Annotated in this window: 15 protein-coding genes; 7 read left to right on the top strand and 8 right to left on the bottom strand. The window is 61.7% G+C overall.

What is annotated here, in order from left to right; translation table 11 throughout:
* Positions 1 to 2: 2 nt before the first annotated feature.
* The 3 genes from J3P73_RS04425 to J3P73_RS04415 all read right to left on the bottom strand — a co-directional run bounded on the left by J3P73_RS04425 (position 3) and on the right by J3P73_RS04415 (position 3892).
* The gene (locus J3P73_RS04425; RefSeq protein ID WP_024320922.1) at positions 3 to 1145 is read right to left on the bottom strand and encodes an ABC transporter ATP-binding protein; all 1143 of its coding nucleotides are present in this window, start codon (positions 1143 to 1145) and stop codon (positions 3 to 5) included.
* A gap of 113 nt (positions 1146 to 1258) precedes the next feature.
* Positions 1259 to 2356 (bottom strand): polyamine ABC transporter substrate-binding protein, encoded by a 1098-nt coding sequence (locus J3P73_RS04420; protein ID WP_018072617.1) that lies wholly within the window; start codon positions 2354 to 2356, stop codon positions 1259 to 1261.
* Between the two features lie 126 nt (positions 2357 to 2482).
* Positions 2483 to 3892 (bottom strand): helix-turn-helix domain-containing protein, encoded by a 1410-nt coding sequence (locus J3P73_RS04415; RefSeq protein ID WP_018072616.1) that lies wholly within the window; start codon positions 3890 to 3892, stop codon positions 2483 to 2485.
* Positions 3893 to 4082: 190 nt separating this feature from the next.
* On the opposite strand from J3P73_RS04415, the gene aceA reads away from it, so the two are divergent.
* Together aceA and J3P73_RS04405 are read left to right on the top strand one after the other, a co-directional pair.
* Complete coding sequence (aceA, locus tag J3P73_RS04410; RefSeq protein ID WP_130723609.1) at positions 4083 to 5372, top strand: isocitrate lyase; 1290 nt, start codon at positions 4083 to 4085, stop codon at positions 5370 to 5372.
* Positions 5373 to 5393: 21 nt separating this feature from the next.
* Complete coding sequence (locus J3P73_RS04405; protein ID WP_003545603.1) at positions 5394 to 5630, top strand: SMc00767 family acetate metabolism repressor; 237 nt, start codon at positions 5394 to 5396, stop codon at positions 5628 to 5630.
* 142 nt (positions 5631 to 5772) lie between these two features.
* Here the strand turns inward: J3P73_RS04405 and J3P73_RS04400 are convergent, their stop codons facing one another.
* A complete protein-coding gene (locus tag J3P73_RS04400; protein ID WP_130771122.1) occupies positions 5773 to 6642 on the bottom strand; it encodes a LysR family transcriptional regulator in 870 nt (289 codons plus the stop codon).
* A 91-nt stretch (positions 6643 to 6733) separates the two neighbouring features.
* On the opposite strand from J3P73_RS04400, the gene J3P73_RS04395 reads away from it, so the two are divergent.
* Entirely contained in the window at positions 6734 to 6970 is a 237-nt protein-coding gene (locus J3P73_RS04395; protein WP_130723607.1) for a hypothetical protein, read from the top strand.
* On the opposite strand, the gene J3P73_RS04390 is transcribed toward J3P73_RS04395, so the two are convergent.
* The 4 genes from J3P73_RS04390 to J3P73_RS04375 form a co-directional block, all read right to left on the bottom strand.
* Positions 6943 to 8790, bottom strand: a complete 1848-nt coding sequence (locus J3P73_RS04390) for a methyl-accepting chemotaxis protein (protein ID WP_130685934.1) — start codon at positions 8788 to 8790, stop codon at positions 6943 to 6945. The genes J3P73_RS04395 and J3P73_RS04390 overlap by 28 nt on opposite strands.
* A gap of 258 nt (positions 8791 to 9048) precedes the next feature.
* The gene (locus tag J3P73_RS04385) at positions 9049 to 11580 is read right to left on the bottom strand and encodes a methyl-accepting chemotaxis protein (RefSeq protein WP_018072611.1); all 2532 of its coding nucleotides are present in this window, start codon (positions 11578 to 11580) and stop codon (positions 9049 to 9051) included.
* Positions 11581 to 11891: 311 nt separating this feature from the next.
* Complete coding sequence (locus J3P73_RS04380) at positions 11892 to 12035, bottom strand: hypothetical protein (RefSeq protein ID WP_018072610.1); 144 nt, start codon at positions 12033 to 12035, stop codon at positions 11892 to 11894.
* Between the two features lie 157 nt (positions 12036 to 12192).
* Positions 12193 to 13413, bottom strand: a complete 1221-nt coding sequence (locus tag J3P73_RS04375) for a BaiN/RdsA family NAD(P)/FAD-dependent oxidoreductase (protein WP_018072609.1) — start codon at positions 13411 to 13413, stop codon at positions 12193 to 12195.
* Positions 13414 to 13501: 88 nt separating this feature from the next.
* On the opposite strand from J3P73_RS04375, the gene J3P73_RS04370 reads away from it, so the two are divergent.
* The 4 genes from J3P73_RS04370 to pgl all read left to right on the top strand — a co-directional run bounded on the left by J3P73_RS04370 (position 13502) and on the right by pgl (position 18565).
* On the top strand, positions 13502 to 14938 hold the full coding sequence (locus J3P73_RS04370; protein WP_018072608.1) for a glutamine synthetase family protein: 1437 nt from the start codon (positions 13502 to 13504) through the stop codon (positions 14936 to 14938).
* Positions 14939 to 14947: 9 nt separating this feature from the next.
* Positions 14948 to 16246 (top strand): NAD(P)/FAD-dependent oxidoreductase, encoded by a 1299-nt coding sequence (locus J3P73_RS04365; RefSeq protein WP_130689350.1) that lies wholly within the window; start codon positions 14948 to 14950, stop codon positions 16244 to 16246.
* Between the two features lie 134 nt (positions 16247 to 16380).
* The gene (gene zwf / locus J3P73_RS04360) at positions 16381 to 17856 is read left to right on the top strand and encodes a glucose-6-phosphate dehydrogenase (protein WP_018072606.1); all 1476 of its coding nucleotides are present in this window, start codon (positions 16381 to 16383) and stop codon (positions 17854 to 17856) included.
* Between the two features lie 10 nt (positions 17857 to 17866).
* Positions 17867 to 18565, top strand: coding sequence for a 6-phosphogluconolactonase (gene pgl, locus J3P73_RS04355; RefSeq protein WP_018072605.1), 699 nt, complete (start codon positions 17867 to 17869; stop codon positions 18563 to 18565).
* The last annotated feature ends 66 nt before the right edge of the window (positions 18566 to 18631 follow it).

Below are 18631 nucleotides of genomic sequence, written 5' to 3'. Positions count from 1 at the left end.
TGTTAATCCTTCAGCAACACGCCGGCGTTTTCGTCGAAGGAGACCCAGACGTCCTGATCATAGGTGAAGGGGTCGTCGACGGAGCGCTGCGCGTTGAGGGAGGAGGCCTTGACGACCTTGCCGCTCTGCAATTTCACATGGAAGACGGTCATGTCGCCGAGATAGGCGATATCCCAGAGTTCGCCCTTGGCAGCGTTGACCGAAGCGTTGGCGGGAGGCGTGCGCCCGACCCGCATCTTTTCCGGCCGGATGGCGAAGCCGACGGCGCTGCCTGCCGAGGGTGTCTCGGCGGCGGCGACACGCACGCTGAAGCCGCTATCGACTGATATCTCGACGGTGCCGTTGCCCGATGAGGCGACCTTGCCATCGAAGATGTTCACGTCGCCGATGAAATCCGCGACGAAACGGCAATTCGGCGCCTCGTAGATCTCGGCCGGGGTCGCCACCTGCACGACCTTGCCGTGGCTCATGACTGCGATACGGTCGGCCATGGTCATCGCCTCTTCCTGATCGTGGGTGACGACGACGAAGGTGAGGCCGAGGTTCTGCTGCAGGTCCATCAGCTCGAACTGGGTTTCCTCGCGCAGCTTCTTGTCGAGCGCGCCGAGCGGTTCGTCGAGCAGCAGCACCTTGGGGCGCTTGGCGAGCGAGCGGGCCAACGCCACGCGCTGGCGCTGGCCGCCGGAAAGCTGGTTCGGCTTGCGGGATGCAAATTGCTCCAGCTTGACGAGCTTCAACATCTGCAAGACGCGGTCAGTCATCTCGTCCTTTGCCATGCCGTCCTGTCTCAGGCCGAAAGCGATGTTCTTCTCGACCGTCATGTGCGGGAAAAGCGCATAGGACTGGAACATCATGTTGACGGGGCGCCGATAGGGCGGCGTGCCGGCCATGTCGGTGCCGTCGAGCACGATTTCGCCCGAGGTCGGCTGCTCGAAACCGGCGAGCATGCGCAGAAGCGTCGACTTGCCGCAGCCGGAGGCGCCGAGCAGCGCGAAGAATTCACGGTGATAGATATCGAGCGACAGGTTATCGACGGCAGTGAAATCGCCGAAACGCTTGGTGACGTTCTTGATTGAAATAAAGGGCTTGGCGGAGGGATCGGTCCAAGGTGCGAAAGAGCGGCGAATATTGCCTAGAGACTTCATATTGTTCCCCGAAAATACATTATTTTCTTTTGTTCTCGGCTTTTGTTCCCGGCTTCACCCGACCGGAATCGTCAAAAAAAGGCCCGGACGTTTCCGTCCGGGCCACTATCAAATCATTGGCCGGTGACCACGGTGGTCCATAGCCGCGTCACGATCCGCTGGGTCTTCGGATCGAGCGGCGGAACGGTAAAGAGTTTCGCCATCACCTCGGGCGTCGGGTAGATCGCCGTATCGTCGAGGACCTCCTTGTCGAGGAACTGCTGCGACGCCTTGTTGCCGTTGGCGTAGAAGACGAAGTTCGAGGCCTTGGCGATCACTTCCGGCTTCATCATGTAGTTGATGAATTCATGGGCTTCGGCGACATGCGGCGCATCCTTGGGAATGCCGAAGACGTCGAAGAAGATCTGGGCTCCCTGCGACGGCACCGAATAATCGACCTTTACGCCGGCATTGGCTTCCGCGGCACGGTCGCGGGCCTGGAACATGTCGCCGGAATAACCGAGCGCGATGCAGATATCGCCGTTCGCCAGCGCGCTGATATATTCGGACGAATGGAACTTGCGGACGAAGGGGCGAACGGTCGTGAGAACCTCCTGCGCCTTCTTGAGATCGGTGGGATCGGTGCTGTTCGGATTGAGCCCGAGATAGGCGAGTACCGAGGGCACGACGTCGGTCGGGGAATCCAGCATATAGATGCCGCAATCCTTGAGTTTCGCCGCTTTCGCCGGATCGAACAACGCGTCCCAATTGGGCTTGTCGTCGGTGCCGAGGGCAGCCTTGACCTTGTCGACATTATAGCCGATGCCCGTCGTGCCCCACATGTAGTCGACGCTGTATTCATTGCCGGGGTCGAAGGACGCCACGCCCTTCATGATGACGTCCCACATATTGACCAGGTTCGGCAGCTTCGACTTGTCGAGTTTCTGGTAGACGCCGGCGGCGATCTGGCGCTGCATGAAGGATACCGTGGGGACGACGACGTCATACCCCGAACCGCCGGCCAAGAGCTTGGTTTCCAGCGTCTCGTTGGAATCGAAGGTGTCGTAGACGACCTTGATGCCGGTTTCCTTGGTGAAATCCTCGAGGATGGAACTGTCGATATAATCCGACCAGTTGTAGACGTTGACCACGCGCTCCTGCGCAAAGGCCGGCACGGCAGTAAGGAGTGCGGTAACGGCGGCGGCCGTCACGCATAGGATGGTTGACCTCATGACTTCTCCTGTTTGTTCAAAGATTCCGCACCCCCGGACATCTTTTCCCTCTGGTTTTCCACGCAGACTAAGAAGGAATTTCACAGCCCACAAGCGCAAAATCCTGCGCCCTCAATGATTTCACAATCACTGGAAATCGAAGGCGCTGAGCCCGGCCACCATCTCATCGAGCCCGAGCGGTCTCGTCACCGGCGGCTCGGCCCGGGAAAGGCAGCCGCGCCGCTCGCAAAGCCGACAGGCCGGACCGATCGCGACCGGATCGAGCGCCATCGCCTGCCCATAGACCACACCCTCGCCAAGGGCAGCGTCGCAGCCGATCAGGATCGCGGTGCGCCTGACCCTTTCGCCGAATTCGACGCTCGGTCCCTCCAGGGTGCGGGCGACCGTCAGGAAGGATGCGCCGTCGGGCATGACCACCGTTTCGGCGAGGATCTGGCCCGGCTGCAGGAAAGCGGCGTGGATATTGAGCTTCGGACAGCCGCCGCCGAAACGGGCCTGCGGAAAGCCTTGGGCGCCTGCCCTGCGCAGCCGGTGGCCCGCGGCATCGATCTCGATCAGGAAGAAAGGGATGGCGGCCGCGCCCGGGCGCTGCAGCATGGCAAGGCGCGCGGCGGCGTGGCCGAAGGAGACGCCGAAGCGTGCACGCAGAATATCGATATCGTAGCGCGTTGCCTTGGCCGCTGACAGAAAGGCTTCATAGGGCATTGTGAGCGCCAGCGCGGCGATGCGGGCAAGCTCGAAGCGGGCGATGCGGCGTGCCTCGGCGGAGGAGAGCGAGAGATCGGCGAGCTCGGCATCGATTGCCGGCAGCAAAGCGAGAGTCGCAGCCTCGATTGATATCTCATGCGCACGGTCGGCCTGTGACAGGCGCTCCGAGATGAAAAGCCGCATCGAATGGCGATCGAAACGGCGGCGCAGATCCGGCATCACATGAACGGGCAGGACTCGCACCGCGATGCCGCGCTCGGAGCGCAGCCAATCCTTCAGCCCGGCGGCAAGATCGACACCCCAGGGCAGCGTTGCGGCAAAGGCTTCCGCCGCCGTCTCGATCCGTCCGAAATAACCAGACCTGCGTTCCAGCGCCTCGCGCACCTCGTCCAGCGGCAACCGGCCGGCGGCGACGGGCGCATGCCCTTCGGCGGCCATCAGCGCCGTCAGATCGGACAGCCTTGCCGCCTGCTCGCGATAGGCGCGGTAGAGCTTGATCATGCCGCTCGCGGCATTGGGTGCTGCCTCGGCCACCTCCACCAATTCCTGATCACCCGGCAACTCGCCCGACAGCAGCGGATCGGCAAAGATCTCCTTGAGCTGGTCGAGACTGCCGCCGGTCTGCCCCCGCAACTCCTCCAGATCGACCCTATAGACGCTTGCAAGCTTGAGAAGGAGCTGCACCGTCAGCGGCCGCTGGTTGCGCTCGATCAGGTTCAGGTAGGAAGGCGATATTTCAAGCGCCTCGGCCATGGCGGTCTGCGTCAGCGCCAGCGCATTGCGGATGCGCCTGACTTTCGGGCCTGCGAATATCTTTCGTTCCGCCATGTCACACCCTTTGACAGGCAAGGAGCGCTGTATTTACAAAATTTTACAAATTCACAGCGCCGCTCTGTCAATCCTCGTCATCTTAACCTCTTTCCGAGCAGGAAATCAAAGGTTTTTCTGGTCATAACGGCGCAAATTGTCAATCTTGTCATGCAGCACCTTTGTCGGGCTTTTTAGTGAGGAGAGCAGCATGACGGATTTTTACAACCTTGTTCCAAACGCATCAGCACGTCGCTTCGATGGCATCGAGAGACCTTACTCGGCCGAGGACGTGCAGCGGCTCAGAGGCTCGGTGGCGCCGCGCCATACGCTGGCCGAAATGGGGGCGGACCGGTTGTGGCGGCTCATCCACCAGGAGGATTTCGTCAATGCGCTCGGCGCGCTTTCCGGCAATCAGGCCATGCAGATGGTGCGCGCCGGACTGAAGGCGATCTATCTCTCTGGCTGGCAGGTGGCGGCCGACGCCAACACGGCATCGGCGATGTATCCCGACCAGTCGCTCTATCCGGCCAATGCCGGTCCGGAACTTGCCAAACGCATCAACCGCACGCTGCAGCGCGCCGATCAGATCGAGACCGCGGAAGCCCAGGGGCTTTCCGTCGAGACCTGGTTCGCGCCGATCGTTGCCGATGCGGAAGCGGGCTTCGGCGGACCGCTCAATGCCTTCGAAATCATGAAGGCCTACATCGAGGCGGGTGCCGCGGGCGTTCACTTCGAGGACCAGCTCGCTTCGGAGAAGAAATGCGGCCATCTCGGCGGCAAAGTGCTGATCCCGACGGCCGCCCATATCCGCAATCTCGATGCCGCGCGGCTTGCCGCCGACGTCATGGGCGTTGCGACGCTCGTCATCGCCCGCACCGACGCGGAGGCGGCAAAGCTCTTGACGTCAGACATCGATGAGCGCGACCAGCCCTTCGTCGACTATGATGCCGGCCGTACGGTCGAAGGTTTCTATCAGGTGCGAAACGGCATCGAGCCCTGCATCGCGCGTGCCGTCGCCTATGCGCCGCATTGCGATCTCATCTGGTGCGAGACCTCGAAGCCGGACCTCGATCAGGCGCGGCGCTTTGCCGAAGGCGTGCACAAGGTCCATCCCGCCAAGCTGCTCGCCTATAATTGCTCGCCTTCCTTCAACTGGAAGAAGAACCTCGACGAGGCGACGATTGCGCGGTTCCAGCGCGAACTCGGCGCGATGGGCTACAAGTTCCAGTTCATCACGCTCGCCGGCTTCCACCAGCTGAACTACGGCATGTACGAACTGGCGCGCGGATATCGGCAGCGGCAGATGTCGGCCTATTCCGAGCTGCAGCAGGCGGAATTCGCCGCCGAGGTCAATGGCTATACCGCCACCAAACATCAACGCGAGGTCGGCACCGGCTATTTCGACGCCGTGTCGCTCGCCATCACCGGCGGCCGGTCTTCGACCACGGCGATGCACGGTTCGACCGAACATGCGCAGTTCAAACCGGCTGCGGAATAACTCGAAGAGGAGGAGAAGATCATGGCATCCATTACACGCGTCAGAGAACGGGCCGAGGAACAGGCAAGCAGCATGAGCGAGGATCAGCAGACGACGATCCGCATGCTCGCCAACGACCTGCATCGGCTGAACCAATCGGTCATGAAAGCCGTCGAGGCCGGCGTCTCGGTCGAACTGGTGCGCTCGGCCCGTCATCACGGCGGCGACGGCCACTGGGGCGACCTGCTGATTCCGGTCGTCGTCACCAATCGGCATTGACGAAAAGCCGACCGGTGGCGGGCCGGTGAAGTCGGCCCGCTTCCTCAATCGCCGCGCGACCTATCCGGTGCGCGGCGCTTTAGGTTTCTATTTGATGCATGTCGTGGCGCCAAAACCGCTGCGCAGGTCTGGGCGACATGCTTTAGCCTCGACTCGGTCGTTTTCCGGCGAAGAGATCGGCATAACTTTTGATGAGCTTGGTCATGCGGTCGGCGACCGTGCGGATCTCCGGGCGATGGCGGTCCTCGGCATTCATGACGATCCATTGCCGGTGGCGCAACTCCGGCAACTCGCCGCCCAGCCGCTGCAATTCAGGATGGAGATCGCCGACGAAACAGGGAAGCACGGTCTTGCCTGCGCCGGCGCGCACCAGATCCGGCAGCGAACGCGGCCGATTGACGGTGGCGACGATCCCTGTTGCGGCATGGGCGTGCGGCCAGCGCAGATAGGCCGATATCGCCTCCTCCTCGGCGACTGCAATCCAGCGCTCGTCGGTCTCGGCGGCGTTGCGTCTGATATAGACGGCATAGGCCACCTCTCCGAGTTGACGTGCGGCGAGATTGGCCTCATCTGGCTCGAAGGCGCGAATACCGATATCGCTCTCGCGATAGGCAAGGCTTGCCCGCGCCTCGCCGATGGTGAGCGAAATGGCGAAGGCATCGCCCGGCATGCGGATTGCGGCGAAATTCTCCGTCAGCAGCCAGGCGAGCCAGGTGCCGGCGGCGACCCTGACTGTCGTACCGCCCTCGCCGGATTGCCGCCACGCCGCCACCTTGCGGGCGGCGGCCTCCATCTCCTGAAGGTGATCGAGCAGCGCCTGGCCATCCTGCGTTAGACGGTATCCGGTCTGGCTGCGCGAGAACAATGCGCGGCCGATCTCCTGCTCGAGATCGAGCATGCGCCGGCCGACGGTCGCAGGACTGAGCCCGCTTACGGTGCTTGCCCCCGTCAGCCCGCCGAGCCGGGCCACCTGCAGGAAAAGTTGATAGGAGTCCCAACTCGCGTTTTTCATCGATGAAAAACATAGCGGGATTTTCCCCGTTTATAAAGAGAAATTCGATGCCTAGATCAGCTGATGGTCTGACATAGGAAAGGACATTGCCATGATCGACATGATCACCATCGCAGGCACTATCGGCTATCGGCACCATCCCCAGCGAAGCGGCGGCAAGGCGGAAGAGGACAGATTCTATGCCGAGTTCGGAAACAATAGCCTCATTGGCTTTATCGCCTGGCTGACATCGCTCGACCTCAATCTAGGAAGGCGCCACAAGGCCGCGGCGCAATCCCGCAGCGGCTGCGGCTGCGCGGTTCAGGCGGCTCTTCTTGCTCCGAGATGAGCCGGTGCCGATTCTGCGACGATGCGGAACCGCTCGATCAGCGCCATCAGCGTGTCGGCCTCGCCGGCAAGCAGGCGGCTTGCCTGCGTCGTCTCGGCAACCATCGATGCGTTCTTCTGGGTCATCTGGTCCATGGCGTTGACCGAACCGTTGACCTCCTGCAGCGCGGCCGACTGATCGCGGCTGGCGGTGGCGATGGTCTCGACATGACCGCTGATCGCGATGATCTCCTGGCTGATCGAGGCAAGGACGCTGCCGGTCTTCTGGACCAGTTCGGAACCTGCCGTCACTTCCCGGCTCGATGTCTCGATCAGCGACTTGATCTCGCGCGCCGCATCGGCCGAACGCTGGGCGAGTTCGCGGACTTCCTGGGCGACGACGGCAAAACCCTTGCCCGCCTCGCCGGCGCGTGCCGCCTCGATGCCGGCGTTCAGCGCCAGAAGATTGGTCTGGAAGGCGATGTCGTCGATCACCTCGATGATTTGCTCGATGCGCTGCGAAGCCTGTTCGATACGCTCCATGGCGGAGACGGCATCGCCGACGACGGCGCCGGAATTGTCGGCGGTCTTCTTGGTCGCGGCCACGACATTGTTGGCTTCCCGGGCACGCTCGGCGGAAGAACGAACCGTCACGGTGATCTCCTCCACCGCGGCCGCGGTCTCCTCAAGGCTCGCCGCCTGCGCCTCGGTGCGCTTCGAAAGTTCGCCGGCAGAGGCAGAGACGGCGCCGCTGTTGCGCTGGATGCTCGAGGCGCTGTCGCGGATGCCGGACAGCGTATCCTGGAGCCGCAAAAGCGAAGCGTTGAAATCGACGCGCAACTGCTCCAACCGACCGACGAAAGGCGTGCCGATCGTCTGCGAGACGTCGCCCTGGGACAGGCGCCCGAGGCCGGCAGCAAGCTGGTTGACGGCAAAGTCGATCTGGCCGTCGAGCGAGCGCTTGTCGGCATCGTTCCTGGCGCGTTCGGCATCGCTCAAGGCGCGCTGTTCGGCAGCCTGGGTTTCCAGATCGCGCCTTGCGCGGGCGCTGTCGCGGAATAGCGCCAGAGCCCGGCCGATATCGCCGAACTCGTTCTTCTTTTCGATACAGGGGATCGCTCCTTCGAGATCGCCCGCGGAAATCGAGTGGACGCTGGTCGTCAGCGCCTGCAAAGGCTTCACCGACAGGCGGATCGCATAGAAGGCGAGAACGCCGACGATCAGCATGACGATGGCGCCGACGCCGAGAACCAGCATCTGCAGCTCATACATGCGCTGGTAATAGAGCTCCATCGGAATGCCGATGAAGAGAATGCCGACATTGGCGTTGGAGGCGTTCTTGATCGGGAAATAACCGGTCATGAACTTGCGGCCGAAAAGCTCCGCCGGTCCATAATAGGCTTCACCCCTGGCGAGAACCGGCTGGGCGGGGTGCTCGGCGACCAGCTTGGTGCCGACGGCGCGGTCGCCGTTTTCCTTCTTGACGTTTGTGGATATGCGGACGTAGTCGCCGCCCTGCTTTTGGAAGATGGTTGCGACACCGGCGATCGACTGCGCGGTGCGATCGACCAGCGAATGATCGGCAAGGGCCGGAATGGCGTCTTCGGTGACGGCGGAAAGCTGATTGTCCTTCAGCTCGATCTTTGCAGCCTGATCAGCTGCACCGTAGAGGACAGCCATCGCACGGGCGGCGTCCTTCGCGTCGGAGACGGCCCCGTCCATGACCTGATGGCTCAGATTGTAATAGGTCACGCCGACGATGGCGGCCGTGCTGATCGCCAGCAGAAACAGCGTGATCGCAACGATCTGGCGTACGATCGACGTAGAGAAAAGGCGCAGCATCGAGACCCCCGGGAGATAAACCAAGGTTAAATTAGACTAAAAGCGTTAAGGAAGATTCTCCGCAAATCATGGCTGTCGGAGATATTGATCGCTTGGTTTGCAAGCGTTTTCCGATGATCCCGGCGTGATAGGCGGCCGGGCATTCGACCTATTCTTCCATCGTTCAAATCTTCTCAATCGAGGCGCTGTTTTGCAGAATAAATAGAAACGGCCCCGGTAAGTCCGGGGCCGTTCGCATGAAGACGGATCGATCGACGATCAGGCGGCGCGGTAGACCGGCGCACCGGTGGCTTCGCCGTCGATCTTGAACTGCTGGATGAGCCGGCGCAGCGAATCGGCCTCGTCGGCCAGCTCGCGGCTGGCGGCGGTTGTTTCCTCCACCATGGCGGCGTTTTGCTGCGTCATCTGGTCCATCTGGTTGACCGTCGCATTGACGCTCTGCAGCGCGTTGGACTGGTCGTGGCTGGCGCGGGCAATCATCTCGACATGCTGGCTGATCGTGACGATCTGGGCGCTGATCTTGGCGAGCACCGTGCCGGTCTCCTGCACGAATTGCGAGCCGGAATTGACCTCGTTGGTCGACTTGTTGATCAGCCCCTTGATCTCCTGTGCCGCGGCGGCGGAACGCTGGGCCAGTTCGCGGACCTCCATCGCAACCACCGCGAAGCCCTTGCCGGCTTCGCCGGCGCGCGCTGCCTCGATGCCGGCGTTGAGCGCCAGGAGGTTGGTCTGGAAGGCGATCTCATCGATGACGCCGATGATCTGCTCGATCTGGCGCGAGGCATCCTCGATGCGGCCCATTGCGTCGATCGCATTGCTGACGACGACGGCGGAATCATCGGCGCTGCGCTTGGCCTGGCGGACGATCTGGTCGGCATCCTTGGCGCGTTCGGCCGACGAACGGACCGTGACGGTGATTTCATCGACGGCGGCCGCGGTCTCTTCGAGCGAGGCAGCCTGCTGTTCAGTGCGCTTGGAGAGGTCCTCGGCCGACTGGGCCATCTGGTTGCCGTTGCCCTGGATCAGTTCGACATTGTCGCGGATCTGGCTCATCGTCGCCTGCAGGCGCATCATCGAACCGTTGAAATCCTGGCGCAGCTGTTCGAGACGGCCGATGAAGGGCGTTTCGATCGTCGTCGAGATATCGCCCTGCGACATGCGTTCGAGGCCGGCGGCGAGCGCATTGACCGCAAATTCGATCTGACGATCCATCTCACGTTTTTCGGCGTCGTTGCGCTGACGCTCGTGTTCGGCGGCGGCGCGTTCCTCGTCGCTCTGCTCCTCGATGCGGATCTTCGAGATGGCGTTTTCCTTGAAGATGCCGAGTGCGCGGGCGATGTCGCCGATTTCATCGTGACGCTGCTCGCCGGAGATGCTGGTGTCCAGCGCGCCTTCGGCGATGCCGCGCATGGCGGCGGTGATATGGCTGATCGGGCGCTGCAGCGTCAGCACCAGGGCAATGCCGCCGAGGATCGACAGCAGGATGCCGAGACCGGTGGTCATGACGGAGATGCTGTTTGCCTGGGTGCGCTCGGTGCCAGCCGTCTGCTTCTGCAGTTCGGCGAAATCGGTCAGCTTTTTCCAGATCTGGTCGAGCTCCTGGCGGGCCGCGGCATAGGCGGTGACGCGCTCGCCGATCGTATCGACGATCTTCGAGCCGCCGCCGGAGATGATGTCGAGCGCCGGCTGGATCGCGCCGGATATGCCTTCGGCAAAGCCCATGCCCTTGGCGCTGGTGATCAGCACCTGCATGTCCTTGCCGAGCGTGCCGGCCTGCTGCTGCAGACGCACGAGATTTTCCTTGTTGGAGTCGGCGAGAAAGTCGGAAAGAACGATCTGCAGCGAATAGACGGAATTTTCCAGGCGCCTCGTATCCTGCAAGACCGAGTTGGCCTGGGCAATCCGGCCGTCGAGCGCGGCGAATTCCTGGGTCGCGTCACGCATTTTCTGCGTGGCGGTCAGCTGCGTATAGGTCGAGGTCTGGCGGAAGCGCGAAACGAGACGGCCGAGTTCGGTGGCGGTCTCGTCGGTCGGATTGGGCGTCTGGACGATCGTCTTGATGCCGTCGATGGTCGCAGCCAGCGCGTCGATGACATTCTTCTGATTGGTCGGAACCGAGATGGCGATCAGACGCTGCGATTTGATGATCTCCGGCATCTGTTCGTTGATGAAGGCGATCTTGTCCTGCGGTGTCTGCGGCTTGCTGAAGCCGCTGGCAACGGTGCCAAGAAAATCGCCGCCTTTCAGCAAGCGGTCGGCCGTGCGTAGGGTGCTGGTGGCGGCGCTCTCGTCGCTCTGGACGGTGCTCTGCAATTCCTCGGCCTGGTAGGACACGGTGAAGCGGGTGCTGATCACGCTCTTCTGCGCTGCGTCGATCTGCTCATGCAATGCCTGCTCCTGCTCGTGCAACGCCCAGAGCTTGTCGACGACGCCCGAAATGTCCTTGGTGCGGCGCGATGCCTCCGCAAGGCTGTCGCGACCGGCGGCCTCTTCACCGACCTGGTTCAGCGTCTGGTCGAGCACGCCTTGCTGGGTCTTCAGATCCGCGAGCAGCTTGTCGCGCGCCTCAGGGCTGGTGACGCGCAGGAAATCATCCATCGAGCCATAGAGATCCTTGAAGCCGCTCAGCGACTGCAGCACGCTGTTGGATATTTCCATGCGGCCCTGCAGAAGTCCCGAAGCGTAGAGGCCCGTCAGGCCCACCGCCGAAATGGTGACGACGAAAGGCAGAACGAAGATCAGGACTTTCGTCTTGATCCTGAAGCGGGAAAGAATCTTGTCAATCAACATGGCGTTCCGGGCCTTTCATACACCACTCCTCCCGCAGGCAGCCACATGGCGCCAGCCGGGTGCACATCGAGCTATTCTTGATTACATTGGGGAACCCGGAGGCCAGGCGGCAGTCATTGCCAGTTCATGTCCAAACAACTTGGAGATGCCCAAATATTCGCGAGCAATTGTGTCAGATTAGATATTAATTTTCGGATAAGCGGTTATGGCGGGTTAAGCCAAGGCAGTGAAATAGTTGCAAATTATGGGCCGCGACGCCGCGGTGCGACAATTGGCATGTCGCAACATTCGTTCCAGGTCTGCGGACGGGATCAGATGAAGTGCGAGAGCAGCAGCGTGAGGGCGGCGGCGGTGGCGCCGGCGGCGAGCATAAGATAACGCAGGGCGACCATCCGGGCGTTCGGCTTTGCCTCTGCAATTGCGATGGCGCGGGCGCGTCGTGTGTTTCTGTTCATGGTCGAAACCTCACTTCTCTCTGACACAACAACAATCCAACAAATCGGCTTGCCGGTAAAGCTTAATTTAGGAACGACCTTACAAACCGCCAATTGAGACAGGATGGCGCACCTCTATTAAAAAGTCTTGAATCGGCTTTTCCAAGTGCATTCACCTCTAGGCGCATTCACCGGCGGCAAAACCGGAAGCCCAGGCCCATTGGAAATTATAGCCGCCGAGCCAACCGGTGACATCGACGCACTCGCCGATGAAATAAAGGCCGGACACGGCTTTTGCTTCCATGCTGCGGGAATCGAGCGCTGCCGTGTCGATACCGCCGAGCGTCACTTCGGCGGTGCGATAACCTTCCGAGCCGGACGGTTTGACCGCCCAATTCTGGGCGCTGGCAGCAAGACGCAGCAGCGCCTTGTCAGGCAGGTCGGCCATGTTGCCGGAGATCTTTTCGCGTTCAACGAGAAACTGTGCCAGCCGCTTCGGCAGGATGTCGCCAAGGGCTGTCTGCGGCGACTGGCGGCCATTGAGCTGTCTTGCCGTCTTCAAATGCGCCGCAATATCGATATCCGGTTCGATGGCGACCACGATCTCGTCACCCTCGCGCCAATAGGAGGAAATCTGCAGGATGGCCGGGCCGCTCAGCCCGCGATGGGTGAACAGCAGCGCTTCGCGGAAGCCGGTCCTGCTATGGCGAATTTCGGCTGGGGCGGCGATGCCGGCGAGCGGGGCGATGCTCTCGAGCAGGCCGGGATCGAGCGTCAGCGGCACGAGGCCGGGTCGGGTTTCGAGCACGGGCAAGCCGAACTGCTCAGCGAGGCGATAGGCAAAGCCGGTGGCGCCCATCTTCGGGATCGACTTGCCGCCGGCGGCGACGATCAGCGATGATGCTTCATAATGGCCTTCGCTCGTCGATACCCGGAAGCCGGCTTCGGTCTTCTCGACACCTGATATCTCGGTGCCAAGATGCAGTACTGCGCCTGCCATGCGCATCTCAGCCAGCAGCATGCGGATGATGTCTTTGGCGCTATCGTCGCAGAAAAGCTGGCCGAGCGTCTTCTCGTGCCAGGCAATGCCATGCTGGTCGACCATGGCGATGAAATCGGCGGGCGTGAAACGGGCGAGCGCCGACTTGCAGAAATGCGGGTTGGCGGAGAGGAAATTCTTCGGTCCGGCATGGATATTGGTGAAATTGCAGCGGCCGCCGCCGGATATGCGGATCTTCTCGCCAGGCGCCCTGGCATGGTCGAGGACCACGACCGAGCGGCCGCGTTTTCCCGCGCGGATGGCCGCCATCATGCCCGCCGCCCCGGCGCCGATGACGATGACGTCGCTTTTGCGCTGCAAACCCGTTTCCCCGATCAAAATCACGTCTTCTTTTTCCATCAAAGGGCGAAAGTCAACGTTTGCCACCCCTCGCCAATTGGCAAAGTCTGGTTATGATGGCGCCACGATCAACGCAAACCGGTGTGTCATGTCCCCAAAAAAGACGACGCTGAAGCCTGCCAGAAACGTACCCGCCTCGAAAAAAACTCCCCCGGAGCCCGGATCCCTGCGCGGCGTTGCGAACTGGAAGGAAGCAGCGCGGTGGCTGAGGGACAGGGGCATTGAAGACATCGAATGCATCACACCGGACCTTGCCGGCGTTGCGCGCGGCAAAATGATGCCGAGCTCGAAATTCACCTCGAACACGTCGCTGGCGCTGCCGTCAGCGATCTACCGGCACACAATTTCGGGCGAATATCCAGACGAGACGGAGAGCTTCCGATACGAGCCGCGCGACAGCGACCTGAAGCTGATGCCCGACCTTTCGACGCTTTCGGTCGTGCCCTGGGAAACCGACCCGACGGCGCAGGTGATCTGCGACATCGTCGATTCGGACGGCGGTGAAGTGCCCTATACGCCGCGCAACGTGCTGAAGCGCATCATGAGCCTCTATCACGAACGCGGCTGGAAACCGATCGTCGCGCCCGAAATCGAATTCTACCTGGTCGCCAAGAACGACGATCCCGACTATCCGCTACACCCGCCCAAAGGCCGATCCGGCCGCTCGATCCTCGGCGGCCAGGGCTATTCGATCGCCGGTATCAATGAATTCGACGAGTTGATCGACGACGTCTATCATTTCTCGGAGAAACAGGGGCTGGAGATCGATACGCTGATCCACGAAGAGGGACCGGCGCAGCTCGAGATCAACCTGCGCCACGGCAATCCGATCGAACTTGCCGACCAGGTGTTCCTGTTCAAGCGGACGATCCGCGAGGCGGCGCTGAAGCACGACATCTACGCGACTTTCATGGCCAAGCCGATGCAGGGCCAGCCGGGTTCGGCGATGCATATCCATCAGTCGGTGGTCAATATCGAGACGGGCAAGAACATCTTCTCCAATGCCGACGGATCGGCCTCGAAGGAATTTTTCCATTTCATCGGCGGCATGCAGAAATTCGTGCCAAGCGCGATGGCGATGCTTGCACCCTACGTGAATTCCTACCGGCGCCTGCAGCCCGATATGTCCTGCCCGGTCAACAATGCCTGGGGCTACGACAACCGGACGACGGCTTTCCGCGTGCCGGTTTCCGATCCGCAAGCGCGGCGTGTGGAAAACCGGCTGCCGAGCTCGGACGCCAACCCCTATCTCGCACTCGCCGCCTCGCTCGCCTCCGGCCTGCTCGGGATCATGAACGAGATCGAGCCGACGGCGCCGACCGAGGATTCGGCCAATGAGGGCTCGATCGACCTGCCGCGCGGCCTGCTGGAAGCCGTGGCGCTGCTCGAGGACGAACCCGCCTTCGAGGAGATGTTCGGCAAGCAGTTCATCGGCCTTTATGCCGGCGTCAAGCGCGGCGAGTTCGAAACCTTCATGCAGGTGATCAGCCCTTGGGAGCGGGAATTCCTTCTGCTCAACGTGTGAGGGACTATCATGGCATCGCAGGAGACATGGCAGAGCCCGATCGCGCCCGGGCTGTCCTGGTATCAGGCAACTGTCGGGGAGCGGCCCACCTATGCCGCTCTCGACGGCTCGAGAACATGCGACGTCGCCATCGTCGGCGGCGGTTATACCGGCCTGCAGGCCGCCTATAATCTTGCCAAAGCGGGCGTTTCAGTGGTGCTGATCGAGGCCTGCCGCTTCGGCGACGGGGCGTCCGGGCGCAATGGCGGTCAACTCGGCACTGGTCAGCGATGGTGGCCGGAAGAACTCGAGGAGAAGATCGGCTACGAACGCTCGAAGGCGCTGTTCGATCTTGCCGAGGCGGCCAAACGCCATCTCATCGATTTCGCCCGCGAGCATCAGATCGAGATCGACTATGTGCCCGGCCAGCTCAACGTCGCACACAAGGCGAGCTACAAGCGCGCCTATTACGAAAATGCCGAGATCGCCGCCTTCCGCTACGACTATCCGCATCTGCGCTTCATGGACGAGAAGGAAACGCAGGAGAGGCTCGGCTCGAAGCGTTTCCATTGCGGCGTGCGCGATGTCGGCACTGGCCACATTCATCCACTGAAGCTGCTGGTGGGGCTGGCGCGGGTCGCTGCCAATGCCGGTGCTGAAATCTTCGAGATGACCAGGGCAACGGCGATCCGCCAGGGCGGCGGCAAAGTGACGATCGAAACCGAAAGCGGGACGATCACCGCCGAGCGCGCGCTGATCGCCTGCAACGGCTATATCGGCAATCTGGAGCCGGTAACGGCAAGCCATGTCATGCCGATCCGCTCCTTCATCGGCGCCACGGCGCCGCTCGACGGGCATCCCGATGTGCTGCCGGGGGGCGAGGCCGTGGCCGATTCGCGTTTCGTCGTGCGCTATTTCCGCAAATTCGGCGACGGACGCCTGCTGTTCGGCGGGCGTGAAGCCTATACGTCGGACAATCCGCGGGACATTTCGCAGCACATCCGCCGGCAGATCGCCGAGATCTATCCTGATCTGAAGGAAATCGAGATCACCCATGCCTGGGGCGGCAGCGTTGGTATCACCCTGCCTCGCCAGCCTTTCGTGCGCGAGGTCATGCCCGGCGTCATCTCGATCGGCGGTTATTCCGGCCATGGCGTCATGCTGTCAAACTACTGTGGCAAGCTCTATGCGGAAACGGTGCTTGGAAAATCCGGCGATCTCGACCTGTTCACATCGCTCGATATTCCCGCCTTTCCCGGCGGGGCCCGCATGCGCGCACCGTTGCTTTTCCTCGCCTTGTCGTGGTTTGCACTTCGCGACAAGTTTTAGTCCGATTGCGGATTTCCTCTTCCGGAAATTCGCTCTAAAACCGGTTCCTGAGAGATTCATTGCACTGCACACTGGCTTTTTTAAATCGATTAGATTAAAAGGGCCGCCAACCAGCCTGATTGAGAGACAAGCTCATGAGCAGCCAAATCATTCCCGTTGAGCCCTTTGATTATGTCGTCTTCGGCGGCAGCGGCGACCTTGCAGAACGCAAGCTTCTGCCCGCGCTGTATCATCGCCAGATCGAAGGCCAGTTTTCGGAACCGACCCGCGTGATCGGCGCCTCGCGCAGCCCGTTGACGCACGAGGAATACCGCAAATTCGCCAAGGACGCGCTGAACGAGCACCTGAAGAAGGGTGAATACGACGAGGCGGAGGTGGAGAAATTCTGTGCCCGCCTCTACTACGTCTCGGTCGACGCCCGCACGGATGCCGGCTGGGATCAGCTGAAGAAGCTGCTCGACGAAGGCAAGGATCGCGTGCGCGCCTTCTACCTCGCCGTCGCTCCGGGCATCTTCGGCGATATCTCTCAGAAGATCCATGACCACAAGCTGATCACCAAATCGACCCGCATCGTCGTCGAGAAGCCGATCGGCCGCGACCTCGCCTCGGCGCTGCAGCTCAACGACACGATCGGCCGTGCCTTCAAGGAAGAACAGATCTTCCGCATCGACCATTATCTCGGCAAGGAGACGGTGCAGAACCTGATGGCGCTGCGCTTTGCCAACGCGCTCTATGAGCCGTTGTGGAACGCCAACTACATCGATCACGTGCAGATCACCGTGGCTGAATCGGTCGGCCTCGAAGGCCGCGCCGGCTATTACGATACGGCCGGCGCACTGCGCGACATGGTGCAGAACCACATTCTGCAGCTGCTTTGCCTGACGGCGATGGAAGTACCCTCGTCAATGGATTCGGAAGCCGTTCGCGACGAGAAGCTGAAGGTGCTGCGGGCGCTGAAGCCGCTCAATGCTTCCAACGTCGAGCAGGCGACGGTGCGCGGCCAGTATCGCGCCGGCGCATCGGGTACCGGCCCGGTCAAGGGCTACCTCGAAGAACTCGAAGGCGGCGTCTCGAACACCGAGACCTTCGTCGCTATCAAGGCCGAGATCAACAACTGGCGCTGGGCGGGCGTTCCCTTCTACATCCGCACAGGCAAGCGCCTGACCGGGCGCATGTCCGAGATCGTCATCACCTTCAAGCCGATCCCGCACGCGATCTTCGACCAGGCGGCCGGGCGCATCAACGCCAACCAGCTGATCATTCGCCTGCAGCCGGATGAGGGCGTCAAGCAGTCGCTGATGATCAAGGATCCGGGTCCGGGCGGCATGCGCCTGCGCAATGTCTCGCTCGACATGAGCTTCGCCCAGGCCTTCAACGTCCGCAATCCCGACGCCTACGAGCGCCTGCTGATGGACGTGATCCGCTCCAACCAGACCCTGTTCATGCGCCGCGACGAAGTGGAAGCCGCATGGAGATGGGTCGATCCGATCCTGAAGGGTTGGGAAACGACCGGCCAGCAGGTGCAGGGCTATACGGCCGGCACCTGGGGCCCGAGCCAGGCCATCGCGCTGATCGAGCGCGACGGCCGCACCTGGCATGACGAGATCTAGGACGAAACCGATGGCATCGACCCTGCATTCCTTCGCCAGCGCCGCAGACCTTGCCGGCAGCCTCGCCGACAAGGTCGCGGATACGCTTTCGGCGGCGATTGCCGCCCGCGGAACGGCGTCCATCGCCGTTTCCGGCGGTTCCACGCCGAAGGTCTTCTTCCAGGCGCTTTCGACGCGCGACATCGCCTGGGACAAGGTGACGATCACGCTTGTCGACGAACGTTTCGTGCCGGCCGACAATGCGCGCTCGAACCATCTGCTGGTCGATGCCAATCTGCTGCAGAACAAGGCAAGGGCGGCACGCTTTCTGCCGCTCTATCAGGACGCTGCCTCGGCGGAGGAGGCGGCAAGGATCGCGACCGAGAAGACCAAGGCGATCAGTTCCCCCTTCGACATCGTCATCCTGGGCATGGGCGGCGACGGCCACACGGCCTCGTTCTTTCCCGGCGGCAGCAATCTCGCCAAGGCGCTCGATGCATCGACGCCGCGCGGCATCATCACCATGGAAGCGGAAGGAGCCGGCGAGCCGCGCCTGACCTTCACCTTCTCCAGTCTTGAGGATGCCGCACTCCTGGTTCTCCATATTGAGGGCGAAGGCAAAAAAGACGTTCTCGCCAAGGCGGAAGGCAGCGGTGACGAGGCAGAGATGCCGATCCGCGCCATTCTGCGCCGGGCCACTTCCCCGGTCGAGATCTACTGGGCTCCCTGATCAGCCGTCATCCGGATTGAGATTCAGGCCAGAGCCGCCGAAACAGATAGAGACAACGAACAAGGC

The organism is Rhizobium ruizarguesonis, from assembly GCF_017357285.1.
GTDB lineage: Bacteria > Pseudomonadota > Alphaproteobacteria > Rhizobiales > Rhizobiaceae > Rhizobium > Rhizobium ruizarguesonis.
The sequence above is the reverse complement of the archived record's forward strand: the minus strand, read 5'-3'. Positions and strand labels throughout refer to the sequence as shown.